Annotated in this window: 20 protein-coding genes; 2 read left to right on the top strand and 18 right to left on the bottom strand. The window is 69.2% G+C overall.

Going from position 1 to position 20,023, the window contains the following annotated elements; genetic code table 11:
- Window positions 1-128: 128 nt before the first annotated feature.
- The 18 genes from AC1DO7_RS26605 to AC1DO7_RS26520 all read right to left on the bottom strand — a co-directional run bounded on the left by AC1DO7_RS26605 (window position 129) and on the right by AC1DO7_RS26520 (window position 18,610).
- Entirely contained in the window at window positions 129-1,355 is a 1,227-nt protein-coding gene (locus AC1DO7_RS26605) for an NAD(P)/FAD-dependent oxidoreductase (RefSeq protein ID WP_441621340.1), read from the bottom strand.
- A 55-nt stretch (window positions 1,356-1,410) separates the two neighbouring features.
- On the bottom strand, window positions 1,411-3,786 hold the full coding sequence (locus tag AC1DO7_RS26600; RefSeq protein ID WP_477116742.1) for an MMPL family transporter: 2,376 nt from the start codon (window positions 3,784-3,786) through the stop codon (window positions 1,411-1,413).
- Window positions 3,779-4,405, bottom strand: a complete 627-nt coding sequence (locus AC1DO7_RS26595; RefSeq protein WP_441621344.1) for a LolA family protein — start codon at window positions 4,403-4,405, stop codon at window positions 3,779-3,781. Before AC1DO7_RS26595 ends, AC1DO7_RS26600 begins: the two co-directional genes overlap by 8 nt.
- Window positions 4,402-4,851, bottom strand: a complete 450-nt coding sequence (locus tag AC1DO7_RS26590; protein WP_441621346.1) for an acyl-CoA thioesterase — start codon at window positions 4,849-4,851, stop codon at window positions 4,402-4,404. Before AC1DO7_RS26590 ends, AC1DO7_RS26595 begins: the two co-directional genes overlap by 4 nt.
- A gap of 36 nt (window positions 4,852-4,887) precedes the next feature.
- Window positions 4,888-5,949, bottom strand: coding sequence for an LpxL/LpxP family acyltransferase (locus AC1DO7_RS26585; protein ID WP_477116741.1), 1,062 nt, complete (start codon window positions 5,947-5,949; stop codon window positions 4,888-4,890).
- Window positions 5,946-6,689 (bottom strand): glycosyltransferase family 2 protein, encoded by a 744-nt coding sequence (locus AC1DO7_RS26580; protein WP_441621350.1) that lies wholly within the window; start codon window positions 6,687-6,689, stop codon window positions 5,946-5,948. Before AC1DO7_RS26580 ends, AC1DO7_RS26585 begins: the two co-directional genes overlap by 4 nt.
- The gene (locus AC1DO7_RS26575) at window positions 6,682-8,394 is read right to left on the bottom strand and encodes an ApeI family dehydratase (protein ID WP_441621352.1); all 1,713 of its coding nucleotides are present in this window, start codon (window positions 8,392-8,394) and stop codon (window positions 6,682-6,684) included. The genes AC1DO7_RS26580 and AC1DO7_RS26575 overlap by 8 nt, the downstream gene beginning before the upstream one ends.
- Complete coding sequence (locus AC1DO7_RS26570; protein ID WP_441621354.1) at window positions 8,387-8,935, bottom strand: COG4648 family protein; 549 nt, start codon at window positions 8,933-8,935, stop codon at window positions 8,387-8,389. Before AC1DO7_RS26570 ends, AC1DO7_RS26575 begins: the two co-directional genes overlap by 8 nt.
- A 5-nt stretch (window positions 8,936-8,940) precedes the next feature.
- Window positions 8,941-9,198 (bottom strand): acyl carrier protein, encoded by a 258-nt coding sequence (locus AC1DO7_RS26565; RefSeq protein WP_441621356.1) that lies wholly within the window; start codon window positions 9,196-9,198, stop codon window positions 8,941-8,943.
- Window positions 9,199-9,268: 70 nt separating this feature from the next.
- Entirely contained in the window at window positions 9,269-9,541 is a 273-nt protein-coding gene (locus AC1DO7_RS26560) for a phosphopantetheine-binding protein (protein WP_441621358.1), read from the bottom strand.
- Entirely contained in the window at window positions 9,528-10,304 is a 777-nt protein-coding gene (locus AC1DO7_RS26555) for a lysophospholipid acyltransferase family protein (RefSeq protein ID WP_477116740.1), read from the bottom strand. Before AC1DO7_RS26555 ends, AC1DO7_RS26560 begins: the two co-directional genes overlap by 14 nt.
- Window positions 10,297-11,034: a beta-ketoacyl synthase chain length factor gene (locus AC1DO7_RS26550; RefSeq protein ID WP_441621361.1), complete on the bottom strand. Its 738-nt coding sequence runs from the start codon at window positions 11,032-11,034 to the stop codon at window positions 10,297-10,299. The genes AC1DO7_RS26555 and AC1DO7_RS26550 overlap by 8 nt, the downstream gene beginning before the upstream one ends.
- A 674-nt stretch (window positions 11,035-11,708) precedes the next feature.
- Window positions 11,709-12,971: a fumarylacetoacetase gene (gene fahA, locus AC1DO7_RS26545; RefSeq protein WP_441621363.1), complete on the bottom strand. Its 1,263-nt coding sequence runs from the start codon at window positions 12,969-12,971 to the stop codon at window positions 11,709-11,711.
- A gap of 99 nt (window positions 12,972-13,070) precedes the next feature.
- A complete protein-coding gene (hmgA, locus tag AC1DO7_RS26540) occupies window positions 13,071-14,414 on the bottom strand; it encodes a homogentisate 1,2-dioxygenase (protein ID WP_441621365.1) in 1,344 nt (447 codons plus the stop codon).
- A 58-nt stretch (window positions 14,415-14,472) separates the two neighbouring features.
- Window positions 14,473-14,712 (bottom strand): DUF2783 domain-containing protein, encoded by a 240-nt coding sequence (locus tag AC1DO7_RS26535; protein ID WP_441621367.1) that lies wholly within the window; start codon window positions 14,710-14,712, stop codon window positions 14,473-14,475.
- Window positions 14,713-14,731: 19 nt separating this feature from the next.
- A complete protein-coding gene (locus AC1DO7_RS26530) occupies window positions 14,732-16,519 on the bottom strand; it encodes an FAD-dependent oxidoreductase (protein WP_441621441.1) in 1,788 nt (595 codons plus the stop codon).
- 120 nt (window positions 16,520-16,639) lie between these two features.
- Window positions 16,640-17,599, bottom strand: coding sequence for an MBL fold metallo-hydrolase (locus AC1DO7_RS26525; protein WP_441621369.1), 960 nt, complete (start codon window positions 17,597-17,599; stop codon window positions 16,640-16,642).
- Between the two features lie 618 nt (window positions 17,600-18,217).
- The gene (locus AC1DO7_RS26520) at window positions 18,218-18,610 is read right to left on the bottom strand and encodes a helix-turn-helix domain-containing protein (RefSeq protein ID WP_441621371.1); all 393 of its coding nucleotides are present in this window, start codon (window positions 18,608-18,610) and stop codon (window positions 18,218-18,220) included.
- A gap of 266 nt (window positions 18,611-18,876) precedes the next feature.
- Here AC1DO7_RS26520 and AC1DO7_RS26515 point away from each other — a divergent pair, with 266 nt between their 5' ends.
- Window positions 18,877-19,485 carry a TetR/AcrR family transcriptional regulator gene (locus AC1DO7_RS26515; protein ID WP_477116739.1) on the top strand — a complete coding sequence of 203 codons (609 nt, stop codon included), beginning with the start codon at window positions 18,877-18,879 and terminating at the stop codon, window positions 19,483-19,485.
- Window positions 19,486-19,735: 250 nt separating this feature from the next.
- Window positions 19,736-20,023 (top strand): alpha/beta fold hydrolase (locus AC1DO7_RS26510; RefSeq protein ID WP_477116743.1); only part of this gene is annotated, 288 nt, incomplete at its 3' end.

Below are 20,023 nucleotides of genomic sequence, written 5' to 3'. Positions count from 1 at the left end.
GGCCGCCGGCGCGCCAGCCTCGGGGGTGCCGGGCGCGGGCGTGCCGGGCGCCGCGCAGCCGGCCAGCAGCAGCGCTATCGCGGCAACGGCCAGCAGCGCGGCCGGCGCCGCGTCGAAGCGGGAAGCGATCAGACGCAAAGCTGCTCCAGCACGGCCAGGCGCCGGCGCGATTCGGTGACGAAGGGGTTGCCGCGGTCCCATGCGTAACCGGCCAGGATGGCCGAGATCATGCGGCGGATTTCCGGCGTGGCGTCAGGATGGAAAATCAGCTTCTGGAAGCGTCCTTCGTACCACGCCTCGACAAAGGTGCGGAAGCAATCCACGCCTTCCTTGAGCGGCTGCCCGTACTCCGCCTGCCAGTCCACGGTCTCGCCGGCGAACTGCCGCGCCAGGCAGGCCGTGGCGAGGCTGGCCGACTTGAAGGCGATGGTCACGCCCGAGGAGAACACCGGGTCGAGAAACTCGCCGGCATTGCCGAGCAGCGCATAGCCCTTGCCCCACAGCGACTTCACATTGGCCGAATAGCCGGCGATCTGCCGGGCCGGCGTATCCCACCTGGCATTGGCCAGCAGCCTGGCCAGGCCCGGCTCTTCGCCGACCAGCGCCTTGAGGCGCTCGGTCTCGGTGCCGGTGTACTGGTCGAGGAAGCGCTTCTCCGCCACCACCCCCTGCGAGCAGCGCCCATCGGAAAACGGGATGGTCCAGTACCAGACATCCACGTGCTCGGGATGCACGCTCACGCGGATCTTGTTGCGGTCGAAGGTGCCGGGCGGAATGCGGTCTTCCACGTGGGTGAAGATGGCGCTGCGCACAGGGAAGTTGGACGGCGACTCCAGGTCCAGCAGGCGCGGCAGCACGCGGCCGAAGCCGGAGGCATCCAGCAGGAAGCGCGCCTGCACGCGGTAGACGCTGCCCTCGGCGTCGCGGACGGTGACGCTGGGCTGCTCGCCCTCCACGTCGACGGCGGTAACCTGGTGCGAGAAGCGGACTTCGGCGCCCTGCTTCTGCGCCTCGCCGATCAGCACGTGGTCGAAGCGCGCGCGCTGGACCTGGTAGGTGGTGCCCCAGCCGGCGGAGAACTTGTCGCGGAAATCGAAATCGGTATAGCGGTCGCCGCGCGCGAAGGCGGCGCCGTTCTTGTACTGGAAGCCGGCTTCGACCACGGCCTGCAGCATGCCCGCTTCCTCGATGTACGCCATGCTCTGCGGCAGCAGGCTCTCCCCGATCGAGAAGCGCGGGAAGGTTTCCTTCTCCAGCACCAGCACGCCGATGCCGCGCTTGCGCAAGAGCCCTGCCGCCACGGAGCCTGCCGGACCCGCGCCGATGATAAGGACGTCCACCTGTTCGGTATTCATTTCGTAACCCTGTTCCTGTCGTTCGATCTGTCGATCTTGTTGGTCTTGTTTGTTGTTATCGGCTCTGGTGCCGCATTGCTTCAGCCCCCTGCGCCTGCGGCCGGAACCACGGCGACAGCAGCCACACCGCGCCGACCCCCGACAGCATGGTCATGCCGAAGGCGTGCAGCGCGGGCGTGGACGACAGTGCGAGCAGGCCGAACGCCAGCAGCGTGCTGGCCGCGCCCAGCACGATCGCCGTCCACGACTCGCCGTCGCCGGGATGCTCGAGCAGGAAGATGCCGTAGTCCACCCCCACGCCGAGCAGCAGCGCCAGCGCCAGCACCGAGAACAATTGCAGCGGCACCTGCAGCCAGCCCAGCAGGGCCACGCTGAACAGCGCCGCCAACAGGGTCGGCACCAGCGCGCGCCAGGCGCCGCGGCCATAGCGCCACATCAGCAGCAGCGCCACGCCGGCCGCGCCGGCGGCCAGCAGCCAGGTCATCAGCACGCGGTAGTGCCTGAGCAGCGAGGACAGGTCCGCCACGCGGTCGACCCATTCCACGCCCGGCACCTTGGCCGCCGCCGCTTCGATCAGCGCGATGGTGGCGGGCTTGTCCAGCCCGCGCAGCAGCATGACGCTGGCATAGCCGTCGCCCTCGYGGTCCAGCCACAGGTGGCGCAGCGTGTCCGAGACCGGACTGGCCAGCCACGCCGGCAAGGTCAGCACCTGGCCGGCCGCCGCCGCGTTGGGCGCACCCACCGCGCCCCCGACCGCGCGCGCCACGCGCTCGCGCACGGCGCTTTCCAGGCCGCCGCTCAGGGCCGCGTCGGCACGCTGGCGCGCTGCCGACGGCACCCAGTCGGAGATCGCCACGAAGCCGGCAAGGTCGCCATGCGCGACCACGCCCGCCAGGGCTTGCTTGACCGCCTCCTCGCGCGCCAGCACTTCGTCGGGCGTGCCGCCGCGCACCAGCAGGAACTGCGCCGGGCTGGGCGTGCCCAGCAGGCGCCCGGCGCTACGCTGGGCCTCGATCAGCGCCGGCGGCGAGCTTTGCAACTGCCGCACGTCGTCCGCCACATGGACCTGCCACAAACCCGGCACCACGAACAAGGCCAGCAGGCCGAGCAGCAGCAAGGATGCGCGGTCCGCGCCCACGCGCGGCCAGCGCGCCAGGCTGGCGGTCAGCCAGGCCGACAGGCGCGTCTCGCGCAGCTGGCCGCGGTCGAGCAGGGGAAACCAGAACACCACGGTCAGGAAGGCCGCCACCAGGCCCACGGCCGAGAACAGCGCCATCTGCCGCAGCCCGGGGAACGGCGCGATGCCGAGCGCCAGGTAGGCCACCGCACTGGTCGACAGCGCCAGCGCCATGCCCGGCAGCAGCCGGCGCATCACCTGCGGCGGCGTGGCCCCGGGACTGGCCTGGCGCGAGACGAAATAGTGGATGCCGTAGTCTTCCGCCACGCCCACCAGGCTGGCGCCGAACACCAGGGTGATCAGGTGCACGCGGTCGAACACCAGCGCCGTGGCCGAGACCGCCGCCGCGGTGCCGACCAGCAACGACAGGCCCACCAGGATGATCGGGCGCAGCGAGCGGAAGGCCAGCCACACCAGCAGCAACACCGCCGCCAGCGAGCCCCAGCCGATCACGTTCATTTCCAGGCTGGCCTGCGCGGCGGCGGCCTCGGCGTGCAGCGGAATTCCCGCCGCCACCACCTGCACGCCGCCGCCCTGCTCCGCGGCGCGCGTGGCGAGCTTGAGCAGGTCGGAGTAGTCGGTATCGCCGCTTACCGAGAACGCCGGCTTGCTGATGCGGTAGGTCAGCAGCACCCACTCCTTGCCCTCGGCGCTGAGCGCGGCCAGGCCATCGCGCTCGTGCACGCGCGTCATGGCCGCGCGCGACAGCCACCAGTCCTGCCACAGGCCGAGCGGGTCGGCTGCCCAGTCGGTCAGGCGCGGGCCGGTGGATAGCTGGTAGAGGCGGGTCAGCGCCTGCCGGGCCAGGGTATCCGCGTCGGCCTGGCCCAGCATGGCGCGCTGGCTGTCGGTCAGCAGGCGGTCGCGGTACGGCCGGTAGAAGGCCAGCGCCGCGTCCAGGTCGAAGCTGGCGATGCGGTCCACCGGCTGCAGCAGCCCCGCCTGCGGCCGGGTTGCCGCGCTGAAGCGCTGCGCCGCGGCGCGCGCGCGCGTCCAGTCCGGGGCGCCGACCAGCACCACGATCTCGCGCGATACACCGTCGGCCAGGCGGCGCAGCACGCGGTCGGCGGTGGCGGTACGCTGGCTGGTCGGCAGCAAGGCCATCACATCGGTATCGAGCCGCGAGGCGCGCCAGAACTGCAACTGGTGCGCCGCCAGGGCGATCACCAGCAACAGCCACGCCACGGCCAGCACCCGCTCCAGGGTACTGAGGCCGTGCAAGGACTTGCCGGTGGCCAGGCCCGCGTTACTCAAAGCGCTGCTCCTCGTCGGCGGCCAGGCGCGTGGCCGCGCTCGGGTCGATCAGCTTCACGTGCGTGCTGTCGCCGCCGGCTTCTTCCAGGCGCACATCGCGCACGAAGCGGTCGCCGGCCAGCTCGATACGCGCGAACACGCGGTGCATGGCGGCATCCTTCGGCGTCAGCGTCAGGGTCCATCCGCTCTTGCCGACCAGCTTGCCGGCCACCTCGAAACGCGCCGACAAGGCACGCAGGTCGCCGCGCAGCACCGCGATCACCGACTCGCCCACTACCCGCATGGCGGGCTGGGCATCGGCCTGCATCTGCTGCTGCACGCGCCCGTCGGCACCGCGCATCACCAGCCGCTCAGGTGTCACCAGCAGGCTCGAGGCGAACGGCTCGCGCGTGCTCCACACCACGCCGCGCTCGCGCGCCAGCACGAAGTCGCCGCGCGAAACCAGCGGATTGGCAAAGCCGGACAGGCGGCGCGTCTGCTCGAAACGGCCGTGGATCACCGGCGCATCGGACAAGCGCCCCGCCACCGAGGCCAGCAGGTCGGGCGCCGCCGCGCCGGCCAGGCGCGGGACGGCCAGCACGGCGCCGCACAGGGCCAGCAAGACGCCGCGGCGCTTCATTGCCCGTCCTCCGCGCGCGCCACGCCTTCGCCGGCCGCCACGCCGAGCCGCTCCCACAACACCGGCGGGCACACGTAGCACATCTCGCCATTGCGCATGTCCACCGCCACCTGGATGGTGTAGCCCTTGGTCAGGCGCCGGCCGGTGGCCGCGTCGCGCACCAGGTATTCGATCTTCAGGCGGTTCTCCCACTCGACGATGGCCGCGCGGATGACGAAGGGCTGGCCGTAGGTCAGCGGGCCGACATACTTCACCCGCATGTCCACCACCGGCCAGGCATAGCCCGAGTCGCGCATGGCCGGATAGTCGTAGTGATAGCGTTCGAGCAGCGCGCAGCGCGCCTGCTCGAAATAGCGCACGTAGTTGCCGTGCCACACCACATTCATCGGGTCGAGGTCGTGGAAGGCGGGACTGAGCGTGATCTCGTGGCTGAAGTCTTGAGACATAGGAGTTGCCGTGTGCGGTGTGCGGGGAGCCGGCCGTCAGTCGCCGCGCGGCGCCGGCGCGCCGTGCGGTGTGGCATGTGGCGCGCCGGCGCGCGCGGCTTCGGGCACGCCGCCGCCCTGCCCCCAGAAATCGTAGAAGTTGAACCAGTCGTAGGGCGACTCCGCCAGCAGTTGCGACAGCCATTGCGCGTAGTCCGTGGCATGCCCCGTGAGGATGGCGTCGCGGCGCGCGCGCGGCAGGCGCACCTCGCGCGCCAGCTCGGTGAAGCGCAGCAGGTGGCCATTGCCCGAGCGCACGCAGCCCATGGCGAACAAGGGGCATTCCAGCAGCGCGGCCAGCACGTRGGGGCCGACCGGGAAGCGCGCCGGCGCGCCGAAGAACGGCACCGTCACCGTGCGCCCGCCGTGCACCGGGACGCGGTCGCCGGCGATCGCCACGAACTCGCCCGCGCGGACCTTCTCGGCCAGCATCAGCGCGGTGGCCGGCGAGATGTCGTCGACCTGGAACAGTTGCAGGCCGGAGCGCGGATCCAGGCGCGAGAGAATGCGGTTGAACTGGGCGGCGTGCGCGGTATGCACCAGCACCGTCAGGCGCAGGCCCTGGCGCCGGTTGGCCAGCACGCGGCACAGCTCCAGGCAGCCCATGTGCGCGGTCACGATGATGCCACCCTGGCCGCTGGCAATCTGCTGCTGCATCACTTGTTCGCCCTCGCGTCGCACGTTGCCGTAGCGATAGCCGCCGCCGATGGCGAGCAGCTTGTCSAGCAGCGTGTCGGCGAACGAAAAGAGATGGCGCAAGGTATGGCGCAGGCCCGGCGCGGCGCCCGCGGGCACGGCCGTGCCGGTGGCGGCCTGGACGCGCCGCAGGTAGTCGAGCGACGAATGGCGCGCCAGCGGCCTGGCCAGCCAGTAGTAGGTGACCACGGGATACAGCACGGCGCGGAACAGCGTGCGGCCGCACAGCCGGTAGAGCCAGTACAGGCACCACACGCCCCACACGCAGGTGGATTCGCGGATCTGGCTCCAGTGCCGCGCCATGCGGCCCGGCTGGCTGGCTTGCCGCTGGTCGTGTCGCTGGTCGTGTCGCTGCGCGTTCATGCCGGTCGCACCTTGCGCCACAGCAGCAGCGGCAGCCGCCTGAGCATGCCGAAGAACAGCCGGGTATGCATGGCCGAGATCAGCACGTTGTCACGCCAGACCTGGAAATGCGAGACGCCATCCGACGGATAGGTGACCCGCGTGGGCACGTTGACGATGGGCACGTTGCGCCAGGCCAGGTGGACCAGCACTTCGGTATCGAACTCCATGCGCCGCCCCAGCCGCACGTCATGCACCAGCGCAAGCACCGGGCCGAGCGGATAGACCCGCAGGCCGCACATCGAATCGCGGATGGCGAGCGACAGCGTGTTGATCCAGACCCAGACATGGGTCAGGTAGCGCGCCAGCAGCCGCACGCGCGGCACCGACTCGTCGTAGACCGGATAGCCGCACACCATGGCATCCGGGCGCGCCTGCGCCAGCGCCACGAACTGCGGGATGCACGCGGCGTCGTGCTGGCCGTCGGCATCGATCTGCAGGGCGTGGGTAAAGCCCATGCGCGCGGCCTCTTCGAAGCCGGCCATGATGGCGCCGCCCTTGCCCTGGTTCTTCGGCAGGCGGATCAGGTGCACGCGCTGCGCGTGCGCGGCGGCGATCTCGCGCAGCACGCGCTCGCATGCCGGGCTGCTGCCGTCGTCCACCAGCAGGCAGGGCAGCGGATGCCGCAGGATGGCCTGCACCATGGCGCCGATGGCGTGTTCGTGGTCATAGACCGGCACCAGCACCACCGGCTTAAACATGCGCGTCTCCGAAAACGATGCGACCGCTGGCATGCGGCCCCTGTGCCGAACTGAGGCGGAACGCTAGCGCGTTGCGCTCGGGCTGCCATGTCAGCGCCAGTTGCACGGTCGTGCCCGGCATGATCACGGCCTGGAACTTGAGCGTCTCCAGCCGGCGGAACTGCGCGCGCGGCGGCACCGGCAGGCGCGCCGGCGCCAGCGCCATGACCCAGTCGACCTGCGCCACGCCGGGCACGATCGGACTGCCGGGGAAATGGCCGTCGAACACGGCCAGGTCTTCGCTGATGTCCAGTTCGGCGCTGGCCGACATGGCATCCCCGCCCGCCTGCCAGCGCACCGCCGGCAACACGCGGCGGAACATATCGCGCAGCATGGCTTCGGTGGTCTTGCCCTGGGCATTGCACGGCAAGGCATCGGCGAAACTCCAGCGGCGCGGCAGCGCCAGCGCGTCCACCGCGCTCGCCAGGACGGCGCGCAGCGCGGCCAGCAAGGCTGCCCTGCCCTGGCCGGCCAGCAGGGCGGCGCCGCCATCGCTCGGCACCACCGCGGCACCGAGGCGCATGCCGATATCCAGTTCGAGCAGCACCACGCGCGCTTCGCGCACCAGCGGCGATTGCTGCAGGACTTGCTCGACCTGCGTCAGCGAGATGCGCTTTTCCTCGATCTTGACGATGCGGTCGGCGCGGCCCGCCAGCGCAAAGCCGCCGTCGCCGGCGGGCTGCACCTGGTCGGCGCACAGGTACCAGCCGTCGTCCGGCAGATGGGCCGAGCGGACCGCGAGGAAGCCGTCCTGCAAACGCCACTGCACGCCCGGCAGCGGGGTCCAGCGCTCGTCATGGCGCGCGCGCTGGCGCCAGGCGATGCCGCCGGTCTCCGAGCTGCCGAAGACTTCGACCGGGGCCAGGCCGAAATGGCGCAGCGCGTCGGCCGCGGCCTCCGGCGGCAACGGCCCGCCGGACGAGAACACGGCATGCAGCGAGGCGCGCGCCGGCGCCCAGTCGAGTGCCGGCGGCATGCGCCGCAGGTGCGCGGGGCTGGTCACCAGCACCGCAGGCGTGCCATCGCAGGCGCGCACGATTTCCTCGTGGAAGGCGAGCCGGTCGGCGGGCATGGGCCGCGCCGCGGCAAGCGGCCACAGCACGCAGAACAGCAGGCCATAGATATGCTGGTGCGAGACCGTGGCCAGCACCCGTGCCTGCGCCGGCACGCCGGCGCCGAACGCGGCCTGCAGCGCCTGCACCTCCGCCTCCAGCTGCGACAGTTGCTTGACGATGGCCCCGGGCGCGCCGGTGGAGCCGGAGGTAAACAGGGTTACCTGTGTCGAGCGCGGGTCCAGCGGCGGCCAGCCGGGAGCAGCCGCGCCATGCGCATCCCGCGCCTGCGGCCGCACCCCGCCTGGCAGGTCGCCGGCGCGCGCATCGGCGCGCCCGGCCAGCGCAGCCAGCGTCTCGGCACGCGTATCGCCAGGCAGCACCACGTGCTTGCCGGCGTGCCATGCGCCGAACAAGGCGGCGGCGAACTCGGCAGTGGATTCGAGATAGAGCGCCACCGTGGTGCCCGGCACCGCCGCGAAGGCCTGCCGCCAGGCCGTCGCGCGCCGCACGAAGGCCGGCGCATCCAGGTTGCCGGCCGTGCCGTGCGCCACCGCATGCGTGCGCGCCGCCAGTGCGGCCATCGCGCCGCTTACGCCGAGCCACTCAGCCATGCCTGCCTCCGGCCATCACGCGCTGGCGCACCAGCCATTCGCCGGCAAACATGGCACCCATCAGGCCATAGGCGATGCCGCCGTTGTAGAGTGCCCAGACCCGGTCGCTGGCCAGCACCGCGGTCAGCGCGGCCACCGTGCCGTTGGCGATGAAGAACACGCACCAGGCCTGCGTTACGCGGCGCGTGTAGGCCACGCCCGCGGGCGGCAAATCCGGCTCGCGCAGCCGCGCCAGCCGCTCGACCAGGCTGGGCGGGTGGCGCAGGCTCCAGCCGAACACGGCCAGCATGGCGCCATTGACCAGCACCGGGTAGAGCTTGAGCGGCATGGCGTGGTTGGAAGCCGCCACCACTGCCGCCAGCGCGGCGGCCAGCACCGCCAGCAGGCGCCAGCCGGCCTGGCGGCTGGTCAGCACGCGCAGCAGCGCCAGCGCCACCAGCGCCAGCGCCATCACGCGCGGCGACCAGTGCTGCAGGCCGAAGTAGATCGTCACCGGATAGCACAGCGTGAGCACGCCGAGCAGCAGTTTGCGCAGGCGCATGCGGATCAGGCCGTGGCGGGCGAATCGACCAGCAGGGCCAGTGCCTGCACCACGTCCTGCACGGTGCGCACCGCCTTGAACTGCTCGGGCTTGATCGGCTTGTTGAGCATGGGCTTGAGCTTGACCAGCAGATCGACCGCGTCGATGCTGTCGATGTCCAGGTCTTCGTACAGGCGCGCTTCCGGGCGGATGCGCCCGCGCTCGATCTCGAAGGTTTCCTCGAGCACGGTGGCCACCCGCGCAAAGATTTCGTCATGAGTCATGATGGGCTCCCTTGGTAGTCGGTGGTGCTTGCCGCGCTGGCCGCGGCTGGCGGTATGGTGATCCGCAGGCTCAGGCCGAAGCCTGGCCGGCGCGCTGCGAGGCCACGAAGGCGGCCAGTGCGGTGACGCTGGCGAAACGCGCGCGCATCTCGTCCTTGTCCCCGTTCATGGTCACGCCATAGCGCTTTTGCAGCGCCAGGCCGAGCTCGAGCGCGTCGATCGAATCCAGGCCCAGGCCTTCGATGAACAGCGGCGCGCCGTCGTCGATATCGGCCGGGCCGATGTCTTCGAGCGACAGCGATGAAATGATCAGTTCCTTGATTTCGTGTTCAAGCGCCTTCACGGCGGACCTCCCTGGAAAAAAACTCGGATAGCGATTGGGTCAGATGCCTGACGGCCAGCGCGTCGTCCAGTCCGGACGGCACCCACTGGGCGACGCTGACGTCTTCTCGCACGTCGATGATGTAACGGGGCCTGCGCGCCGGCACGCGATACCACTTTTCACCCTTGGTCAGGGTGGGCGGCTCGCAGCGGATCACCACCGGCGTGAGCGCGAAGCCGCCGCGCACGGCGATATTGGCCGCGCCGCGCTGCAGCCGCAGCGGACCTTGCAATGCGGTGCGCGTGCCCTCGGGAAAGATGACGAGGTTGTTGCCCGCGTTCAGCGAGGCAATGCAGTCGTCCACCATGCCGGCACCGGAATCGTTGCRGACGTAGCCGGTGGCGCGCACCGGCCCGCGCGTAAACGGGTTGCGGGCCAGCCCCGCCTTGACCACGCAGTCGGCCTGGCGCGTCAGCGCGATCAGGAACACCACGTCGATCAGCGAGGGATGGTTGGCCACGATCAGCAGGCCGCTGCGTTGCAGCCGCTCGGGGTGCCGCACCTCGTAGCGGATCACGCCGACGGTGCGCATGAGCAGCAGGAACAGCCGGAAGGCATGGTGGATGATGTTCTTGCACACCCGCTGGCGGCGTGCCGAGGACCACAGCAGCACCGTCATCAGCGGGAATACCGCCACGCGCAGCAGCAAGCCGCCCACGCCGAAGCTGGAGAAGCACAGTCCCGTGGCGCACACGCGCCAGGCACGGTCCAGGCGCTCAACCATGGCGCTGCCACCTCCATGCGCCGCGCTCGCCGCGGTGGCGCAGTTCGGCATCGCCCGCCAGCATGAAGCGCAAGACGTCCAGCCCATGGGGCAGCAAGGCGCCTGGCGTGGCCGGGGCGTCGGCGGCGCTGGTCGCCTCGAGGCTGAACCGGACCTCGCCGGGCTGCGGCCTGGACACGCGCCAGGCCCAGCCGAACAGGCACTCGGGTTCGTCGGCAAAGACCGCGTAGGCGGTGGGCAGCGGCGCCTCGTAGTGCACCAGCAGGACTTCGGCGGCGCCATCGGCCAGCAGGCCGCAGGCTTCCGCCACCGCCGCTTCGACGGTGTCGCGGCCGGCGGCCAGCGCTTGCAGGTTAGCGGGATCGCCGCGGTCGATCGAATACAGTGCCCCGATGGCGTTATGCACGGACAGGCCGAACGCCGTGGGCGACAGGGCCTCGCCGTCGGCGAGGTCGCCGAGCATCTGCAGCGGGCGCAGCGTATCGCCATGGCGCGACGCGAAGATGACGGGAATGCCCTCCACGCCCGGCTGGCAGGCGTAGGCGGGATGGAGAGCGGCCCGGCCTAGCGCGCTGGCGCGCCGGCGCAACATCGGGGCCATGGCGCTCAATGCGGGCAGTTCGTCACCGGCCGGCAGCCAGGGCGCACGGCTCCAGTCAAGCCAGGCTTGCTGCGTGTCTAGTTGTGCTGCACATGCCGCCCATGCGCGAATACCGAATTCCATTGCCATGCCGTTCGCGTTGGGTGGAAGAAATGGCAGCGGCGCTGCCGGCCCGCCGGCGAGCGCTGCGCGCCCAGGTGGCGGGCAGCGCTCTCGCGAGACCTCGCGAAGCGCGCCGGCCAGGCATCGAACAACACTCTGATGACGCAACGTTATCAGGAGATATCAACCGCTCACCGCCTGTTTGCCTCTGTTGACTGCTAATTGCCGCCTGTTTTTCCAGGGCGCCGCCCACATGCCATGGGCCGCAACCTGCATTTCCGAAATAACGGCAAAAAGCGCGCAAAACTAACCTCGGGGCGTGATCAGGACCGCGGAAACCCCTGGTGTGGCGCAAGAAATATATTCAGCAAATAGGACGAATCTGACCTGCGCATTTTGTCAGGGCCGAATTCTCGCACAAAGGGACATCGGAAGGCGATGCGAGATCGTTAAGAAGGTTCGCAAATGTAACGACCGGGGCGCGGCTGCGCGATGGCACCGCTGGGGGCCGCGCCGGGGGCCGTGCTGGGGGCCGTGCTGGGGGCCGTGCTGGGAGCCGCGCCGGGGGCCGGGCAGGCCGGAAGGGCCGCCGGAGGCCGCCTGGCAGCGGATCGGCGGTGAGGAGGGTGCGCGCCGGGCGCGGTCGCGAGCGGCGCACCGGGAGCCTGCAGACGGCTCCCGGCGGGTGCGGCGCGGGAGTCTCAGCGCGCCGCCAGGATCTTCCCGCTGACCTCGCCGAAGCCGACGCGATAGCCGTCGCCCTGGCACCAGCCGGTCATGATCACCTCGTCGCCGTCTTCGAGGAAGCCGCGCTTGGCGCCGTCGGCCAGCGTGAGCGGCTCGGCGCCGTTGCGGGTGGATTCCAGCAGGCTCCCGTAGGAGTCCGGCGTGGTGCCGCTGATGGTGCCGGAACCCATCAGGTCGCCCACGCGCACGTTGCAGCCGGAGACGGTGTGGTGGGCGAGCTGCTGCACCATGGTCCAGTACATGGCCTTGAAGTTGGTGTGGCAGACCGTGGTGGCATGCGCGGAGCCTTCCGGGCGCAAGGCGACTTCGAGCGCGATATCGTAGGCGTTGCCCTGCTGCTGCAGCAGGTATGGCAAGGGCTCGGGCGACTGCGCGGGATTGTCCCGGCGGAACGGCTCCAGCGCGTCCATGGTCACCACCCACGGAGAAATCGAGGTACCGAAGCCCTTGCTGTTGAACGGCCCCAGCGGCACGTATTCCCACTGCTGGATGTCGCGCGCGCTCCAGTCGTTGAGGATCACCATGCCGAAGATATGCGACGGCGCGTCCGCGGTGCTCACGGCTTCGCCCAGCGCCGACGGCTTGCCGACGATAAACGCCATTTCCAGCTCATAGTCGAGCTTGCGACAGGCGGTGAAGATCGGGCGCGGCTGGTCGGGCGGCTTGATCTGGCCCTTGGGGCGGTGCAGCGGCGTGCCGCTCACCACCACCGAGCTGGCGCGGCCGTTATAGCCGATGGGAATTTCCAGCCAGTTGGGCAGCAAGGCGTTGTCCGGGTCGCGGAACATGCGGCCGACATTGGTAGCGTGCTCGCGCGAGGAATAGAAATCCGTATAGCCGGGAATGTCCACCGGCAGGTGCAGGGTGGCCCAGGCCATCGGCACCAGCGCCTGTTCGTGCAGGGCCGATTTGCCGCGCAGGGTGTCGTCGTCGGTCGACAGCAGGCTGGCCAGGCGCTGGCGGGTCTCGGTCCAGGCCGGCTTGCCGAGTGCGATGAACGCGTTGAGCGTGGCGCCGCCGAACACGCCCTTGACGGCGGGCGGCAGCAGGCCTGCTGCATCCAGCACGGCAAGGTCGACGACGAAATCGCCGATCGCAACGCCCACGCGCGGGCCCTGCCCGTTCGTGGAAAAGATGCCGTACGGCAGGTTCTGCAGCGGGAAATGCGTTACGCCATCGTTGGCGGATTCGATCCAACTTTGCTGGACGGTGGTCATCGGGGGCTCCAAAAGGGAATGTCTATGCCTTGGGGCGCCGGCAGCCTGGCTGCGCCGGCGCCCCGGGATGTGCGGATGGCGCGACGGGCAGGCCAGGGCCTAGCGCCGCGTCGGATCGAAATGCTTCTTCAGCCCTTGCCAGCAGGTGTAGTAATCGTGCTGGAGCTGCGCGGACTCGGCCGCGTACGGCGTGGGCCGGATCACCGCCGGGGTCTCGAACATAAAGGCCATGGTATCGCTGATACGGTGCGGCTGCGACGTATCCGCGGCGGTGGCCTTGGCGAAGGTCTCGGCATCCGGGCCGTGGCCGCTCATGCAGTTGTGCAGGCTGGCGCCGCCCGGCGAGAAACCGTCGGCCTTGGCGTCGTACACGCCCTCGATCAGGCCCATGAACTCGCTGGCAATGTTGCGGTGGAACCAGGGCGGGCGGAAGGTATTCTCCATGGTCAGCCAGCGCGGGCCGAAGATGACGAAGTCGATGGTGTCCACGCCCGGGGTGTCGGACGGACTTTGGAGCACCAGGAAGATCGACGGGTCCGGGTGGTCGAAGCTGATCGAGCCGATGGTGTTGAAACGGCGCAGGTCGTATTTGTACGGCGCATAGTTGCCGTGCCAGGCGACCACGTCGAGCGGCGAGTGCCCGATCGGGGCGTGCCACAGGTTGCCCTGGAACTTGGCCACGAGCTCGAAATCGCCTTCGCGGTCTTCGTACCAGGCATGCGGCGTGAGGAAGTCGCGCGGATTGGCCAGGCCGTTGGAGCCGATCACGCCCAGGTCGGGCAGGCGGAACAGCGCACCGTAGTTCTCGCAGATATAGCCGCGCGCCTGGCCATCGGGAAGTTCGACCCGGAAGCGAACGCCGCGCGGCACCACCACGATTTCCTGCGGTTCCACGTCCAGCAGGCCCATTTCGGTGGCCAGGCGCAGCCGGCCCTGCTGCGGCACGATCAACATCTCGCCATCCGCGTTGTAGAAGAAGCGGCCATCCATCGACTTGTTGGCCAGGTACAGGTGGAGGCCGCAGCCGCTCATGGCTTCGGGGCTGCCGTTGCCTGCCATGGTGACGATGCCGTCGATGAAATCAGTGGGCTCCACCGGCATCTGCGGCGGACTCCAGCGCATCTGGTTGGGCGACGCCGGCACGGTGTCGAAGCGGCTGACGATGCGCGACTGTTCCAGCGCCTTGAACGGCTCGTGCATGGCCGCCGGGCGGATGCGGTAGAGCCAGCTGCGGCGGTTGTGGGCGCGCGGCGCGGTGAAGGCCGTGCCGGAGATCTGCTCGGCGTAAAGGCCATAGGGTGCGCGCTGCGGCGAGTTCTGGCCTTCCGGCAGGGCGCCTGGCAGGGCTTCGGTGGCGAACTCGTTGGCAAAGCCGGACTGGTAGCCGCCCTGGCCTGGCAGGTCGCGCAGTTGCGCTGGTACGTTCTGTTGCGTCTGGGTCATGGACTGGATCTTCCTCTGGTCTTTCCTCTGGGTATGGGGGACGGCCGGCCGCGCGGCGTCAGGCCGCTGCCGCCGGGTCGGCGGCGGGCTGGCGGCCAGCCCGTTCAAGCACGCCCGCGCGGGCGTGCGTCATGGCTTCCTGCAGGACGGCAAGGTCGCCGATATGGTTGGCGAGCAGCAGGATCAGCTGCGCGTTGGCGGACTGGCTCTGGGCATCGGACAAGTCGCGGTGCATATCGATCAGGGCCTCGTAGAAATCGTCCGGCCGGGCGAGATTGGGTTCGGTGTTGAGCGGCATGGGCTGTTCGTCCGGGTGGTCAGGCAATGGCTTCGAGCGCGCTGGCACTACCAGCGCAGGCTGCCGCGCCGGCGCCGTCCTGCCAGCCAAGCGCGCGCCGCAGCGCGGCCTGCACCTGCGCGGGATCGAAGGCGCGCCAGCGCGCGCACACGTGCTGGTCGGGGCGCAACAGATAGACGCTGCCCGGCCGGCCATCGTAGCGATGCGCGAGCAGGCCCTGGCTGTCTTCGAGCAGGATTGCGCCGTGCGGCAGCGCCGGGCCTTGCGCCGCATGTTCCGGCGCGGCCACGCAGACCAGCGCCAGCGGCAGCGGCAGCGGGCCAGCGGCCAGCGCCTGCAAGGCAGACAAGGCGGCCGGCGGCAGGCCCCCTGCCGCCGTGAACACCATCACGGCAAAGCGGTTGCCGAGCTGGCCCAGCAGCCACGCATGCTGGCCGCCCACCTTGACCGGCGCGTCCACGCACGCCGCGCCAGGCACCATGGCGCCGGCGAAGCCGGCTTCATTGCCCGCGCCGGGCGCAGCGTGCGCATCGGGCGTGTTGAGCACCGACTCGTGCAGCACGGCCGGTACCGACAGGCGCCCGCTGTTGACCAGCTGGCGGGCGAAGGCATGGTGGCGCGCCAGGTTCAGCACGGCGTCGCGGAACACGCGGCTCACCGGCGTCTTGGGCGTGATGAAATCGGTCGAGCGCGTGGAGTTGCGGATGTTCTCGTCGGCGGCGAATTCCCGCTCGCTGGCATAGCTGTCGAGCAAGGCGTCGGGCGCGCTGCCTGCCAGCACCAGCCCGAGTTTCCAGGCCAGGTTCTCGGCATCCTGCACGCCGCTGTTGGCGCCGCGCGCGCCGAACGGCGAGACGCGGTGCGCCGCATCCCCCGCGAACAGCACGCGCGCGTGGCGGAAACGGTCCATGCGCTGGCACGAGAAGGTATAGACGCTGACCCACTCCAGCGCGAAATCCACCTCCTCGCCCAGCAAGGCCTTGATGCGCGGGATGACCCGCCCGGGCTGCTTCTCCAGGTCGGGGTCGGCATCCCAGCCGAGCTGGAAATCGATGCGCCAGACGTTGTCGGGCTGGCGGTGCAGCAAGACCGAGTAATTGCGGTTGAACGGCGGGTCGAACCAGAACCATCGCTCGCTGGGAAACGGCGCGGTCATCTTCACGTCGGCGATCAGGAAGCGGTCGTGGAAGACGCGGCCCTTGCTTTCCAGCCCCATGGCCTGCCGCACGGGGCTGCGCGCGCCGTCGGCCACCACCACGTAGCGCGCCTGCAGCGCGTAGTTGCCGTCGGGCGTTTCCACGTCGAGCGTCACCGTGGCATCGTCCTGCGCCAGGCCGGCCACGCGATGCTTCCAGCGGATGGCCAGGTTGGGCAATTCGGCCGCGCGGTCGACCAGATAGCCTTCCACATAGTATTGCTGCAGGTTGATAAAGGCGGGCCGGGCATGCCCGGTCTCGGGCAGCAGGTCAAAGCCGTACACCAGTTCCTCGTCGAAGAAGATCTTGCCGACGTGCCAGCTCACGCCTTTTTCCACCATGCGCGCGCCGCAGCCGAGGCGGTCGAAGATGTCGAGCGTGCGCTTGGCGAAGCAGATCGCGCGCGAGCCGGTGGACAGGGTGCAATCGTCGTCCAGCACGACTACCGGCACGCCTTGCCGGGCCAGGTCGATGGCCGCGGTCAGGCCGACCGGCCCGGCGCCGACCACCACCACCGGATGCACGGAATGCGGCCCGGCGCCCGGCTGCGGCGCCTGCTGTTCGGCACAGCGCTGGTAGGCAAAGGTGCGGGCCTGGTAGTTCGTTTCCATCATGTCTCCATCGTCCAGCCTTGAACGCCGGCGCCGGCCGCTTGGGCGGCTCTGGTGGCGCGGCGGCGGCGGCGGGCCGCCGCTCTTGTGCATCTCTCGCTGCTACTCCTGCTATTCCTGCTATTCCTGCAGCGCCGCCCACATTTCCTTGTCGCGCTGGGCGGTCCAGATGCGCGGGTGCTTGATTCCGCTCGCTTCGTCGAAGGCGCGCGCCACGTCGAACGGCAGGCAATGCTCGTATATGAAAACGTGGCCGAACTGCTCGTCCATGGCGGCGCGCGTATGGGCCATGGCTGCTTTGAGGTCGAGCTTTTGCGCCACCGCCTCCTTGCCCCGCTGCAGCAGCGTGCTGACGAAATCGCGCGTGTAGTCCAGCCCGCGGCCGACCATCTCGGGCGTGGTCAGGACCGGGCCACGGCCGGGCACCAGCGCGGCCGGCTCCAGGGCACGCAGCGCCTCGAGCGTGGCGGGCCACTCCGCGAGCTGCGCGTCGCCGCAATAGCAGGCGGCATCGAATTCGACCAGGTCGCCGGAAAACAGGATCTTCTGGGAGGGAATCCACACCACGGTATCGCCCTTGGTGTGGCCCGGGCCGGGGTGCATGATCCTGACCTCGAGCTTGCCGAGGAACAGCGTCAGCTCGCGCTCGAACACCACGGTCGGCCACGTCAGGCCTGGCACCGTCTCTACGCCCGCGAACAGGCGCGGGAAGCGCTCGATCTCGGACTTCATGTCGGCCTCGCCGCGCTCCGCGATCATCTCGTAGGTGCCCCGGCTGGCGATCACGTTCTGCGCGCCCTCCTTGAAATAGGCCGAGGCGCCCAGCACGCGCACGGCGTGGTAGTGCGACAGCACCACGTGCTTGATCGGCTTGTCGGTGAGGGCCCGGATGCGCGCGATCAGGTCCTGCGCCATGGCCGGCGTGGCGGTCGTATCGACGATCAGCACGCTGTCGTCGCCAATGATCACGCCGGAATTCGGGTCGCCTTCCGCGGTGTACGCATAGGCATTCTCCGAGAGCCTGGTGAAGGTGACCTGCTTCTCCTGCAGGTCCGCCTGCGATGCAAAGGCCTTGCTCATGTCTGCTCCTCTCTTATCGTGGACCGGCCGCCTACGGACACGGCGCCGCCCTGCCCTGCATGGCAAGCCGGCGCCGCAGGGGACTGCGGCGGACGGGAATTGCGCCGGCGGCGGCCTGCCTGCCGCCTGTCATGTCATCTGCTACGCCAGACCGGACCAGACCCGACCAGGCATCACCGAAAATTACACAATACGTAATTCATTTACCTTATCGTAATCGCACAATCGAGACGTGTCAAACCGGCAGCGGCCAGGACGATGCGCGCATCACTATCGCCATTGAAGGCCGCGGAAGGGCGTAAAGGAAGGCTGGCGCAGCAAAAGGCGCCCGGCGACGCGCGTTGCAGGCGAGGCGGACGGGCCGGATCAGGAGAAAACGGGGAACTGGCGGACTGGCGGACTGGCGGACTGGCGGACTTGGCCGACTTGCGGGCAGGAATGACTGCGTCCCGGGCGCGGGCGCCGGGGCGTCAGCGAGCATATGCGCCGGATGCACGCCGGGCGGATAACCACCCGGGGCAACCACGCAGGCTCGAACAGCAGGCTGGAGGCGTGCCTGCTGCACCGGGACAGACCACGCTACCCCGGCCGCGGATCGGGCCGGGATGGCGAGAATGYTCAGGCGGGCTTGTGACCTTCGCCGGGACTCGACGCGAAGCCGCTACCGACCGGGTTGGACGGTGTCGGGCTGGCGGGAGCAGATGCTGTGGCAGGCGCCTGGCCGGCCATGGAGGCGGCCGTGACGCCGCCGTTGCGGCTGGCTATGAATGCGTTGACGTCGGCAGCGAGATGCTGGGGTGCCAGCACCACTTCCAGTCCGAGCGCCTCGCAAGCCGCGAGGAAAGTGGACATGCGGGGGTCGGCTTGACCCGATTCGGCCCGCAGGTAAGCTTCGCGGGAAATGCCGGCCTTACGGGCGACGTCTTCCTGCTTGAGCTTTCGCGCTCGGCGCAACGCCCGCAGTTGCCGGAACGGTTCGCTAGCGCCTCTTGGCACGGCTGTACTGTTCATGTCGGTCTCCAGTCACCAGTGAAAATAAAAGTGCGCGGACGTGCATTCGAGTATAGAGCACGCAAAGCGTTCCGTATGTAATCAGGGGAACACTTTGTGCAGATTTCTTGAGAGTGCTCGGACAAACCTAACTTACGCCAATCCGTAGGTCCAATAAAGCACAATCTCCTGCCTCCGTGCAAGCTTAACGGACGACTGCAGTTTAGGTTGACGAGAGTGCACACGGCCGATATTGACAAACCGACCGGTCGTGCTATTCTCGTTCCATGCAAAAAGGTCAGCTTACCCGCGCAGCCATCGTCGAACAGGCGCTCGACACCGCCTCCCAGGTGGGGTTCGACCAGTTGTCGCTCGCCACGCTGGYGGCAGACACCAGCATGTCGAAGAGCGGGCTCTACGCTCACTTCAAGTCCAAGGAAGCGCTGCAGCAAGCGGTACTCGCGCTGGCGGTGGAACGCTTCGCCGATGTCGCCGTGCGCCCCGCCCTGCGCCAGCCGCGTGGCACGCGCAGGCTGCAGGCGCTGTTCGACGGCTACCTGCTCTGGCTGGGTGGCTCGATCAACAAGGGCCGCTGCCTGTTCATGGCCCTGAGCCAGGAATACCGCGACCGGCCCGGCGCGACGCGCGACCTGGTGGTGCAGTCGCTCAAGGACTGGCACAGCGTCATTGCCCGCGCGGTCAGCGACGCCATCGAGGAAGGCGACATTTCGCCGGCGCAGGACCCGCGCCAGTTCGCCTTCGAAATGGTCGGCATCGGCATGTCCTTCCAGCAATCCTACAAATTGCTGGGCCGCGAGGACAGCGAGGTCATGGCGCGCCGCGCCTTTGATGCGCTGCTGCGGTGCGCCGAGCTGGCGCAGGCGTCGCGCAAATAGATTCGCCCCGCTTTACCCGGCACGCATGCCGGCCACATGAATAAAGGGAAAGAGGTACACGAGGCAGCCAGGCGCTGTCTTTTTCAGCACAGAAAAATAGCACGACTGGTCGGTCTTGCGGAGCGCAAACGGAAGCGCAAACCGCTGGCAGCCCGTCAGGATGGAAGTCTTCGTTGGAGATTCAGCCGTGACGCAAGCGATTAATCGTCCCACCCAAAAGCGGCATGCCGCACCGGCATTCCCCCCCGCCATGCGCTGGACGCGCCTCTATTGGCAACTCGCCGGACTCGTCCATCCTTCCGGCGCGGCACGTGCGCTGGAACGGACCTGGTTCAGCCCGCCGCGTGGCAAGGGACCGGATGCCGCCGGGCGCGAACTGCTCGGTCAGGCACGCATGGACTGGGCCCTGGTAACCGGACAGGGCGCAAGCCGGCGTGTGCGCGTGTACCGCTGGGGCAGCGAAGGACCGACCGTGCTGCTGGCGCACGGATGGGGCGGCCATGCCGCGCAATGGCAGCCACTGGTGGCACCCCTGCTG

The sequence above is a fragment of the Cupriavidus sp. 05N40 genome, assembly GCF_056397305.1.
Note: the sequence above shows the minus strand (reverse complement) of the source record. Positions and strands in the feature narration are given on the sequence as shown.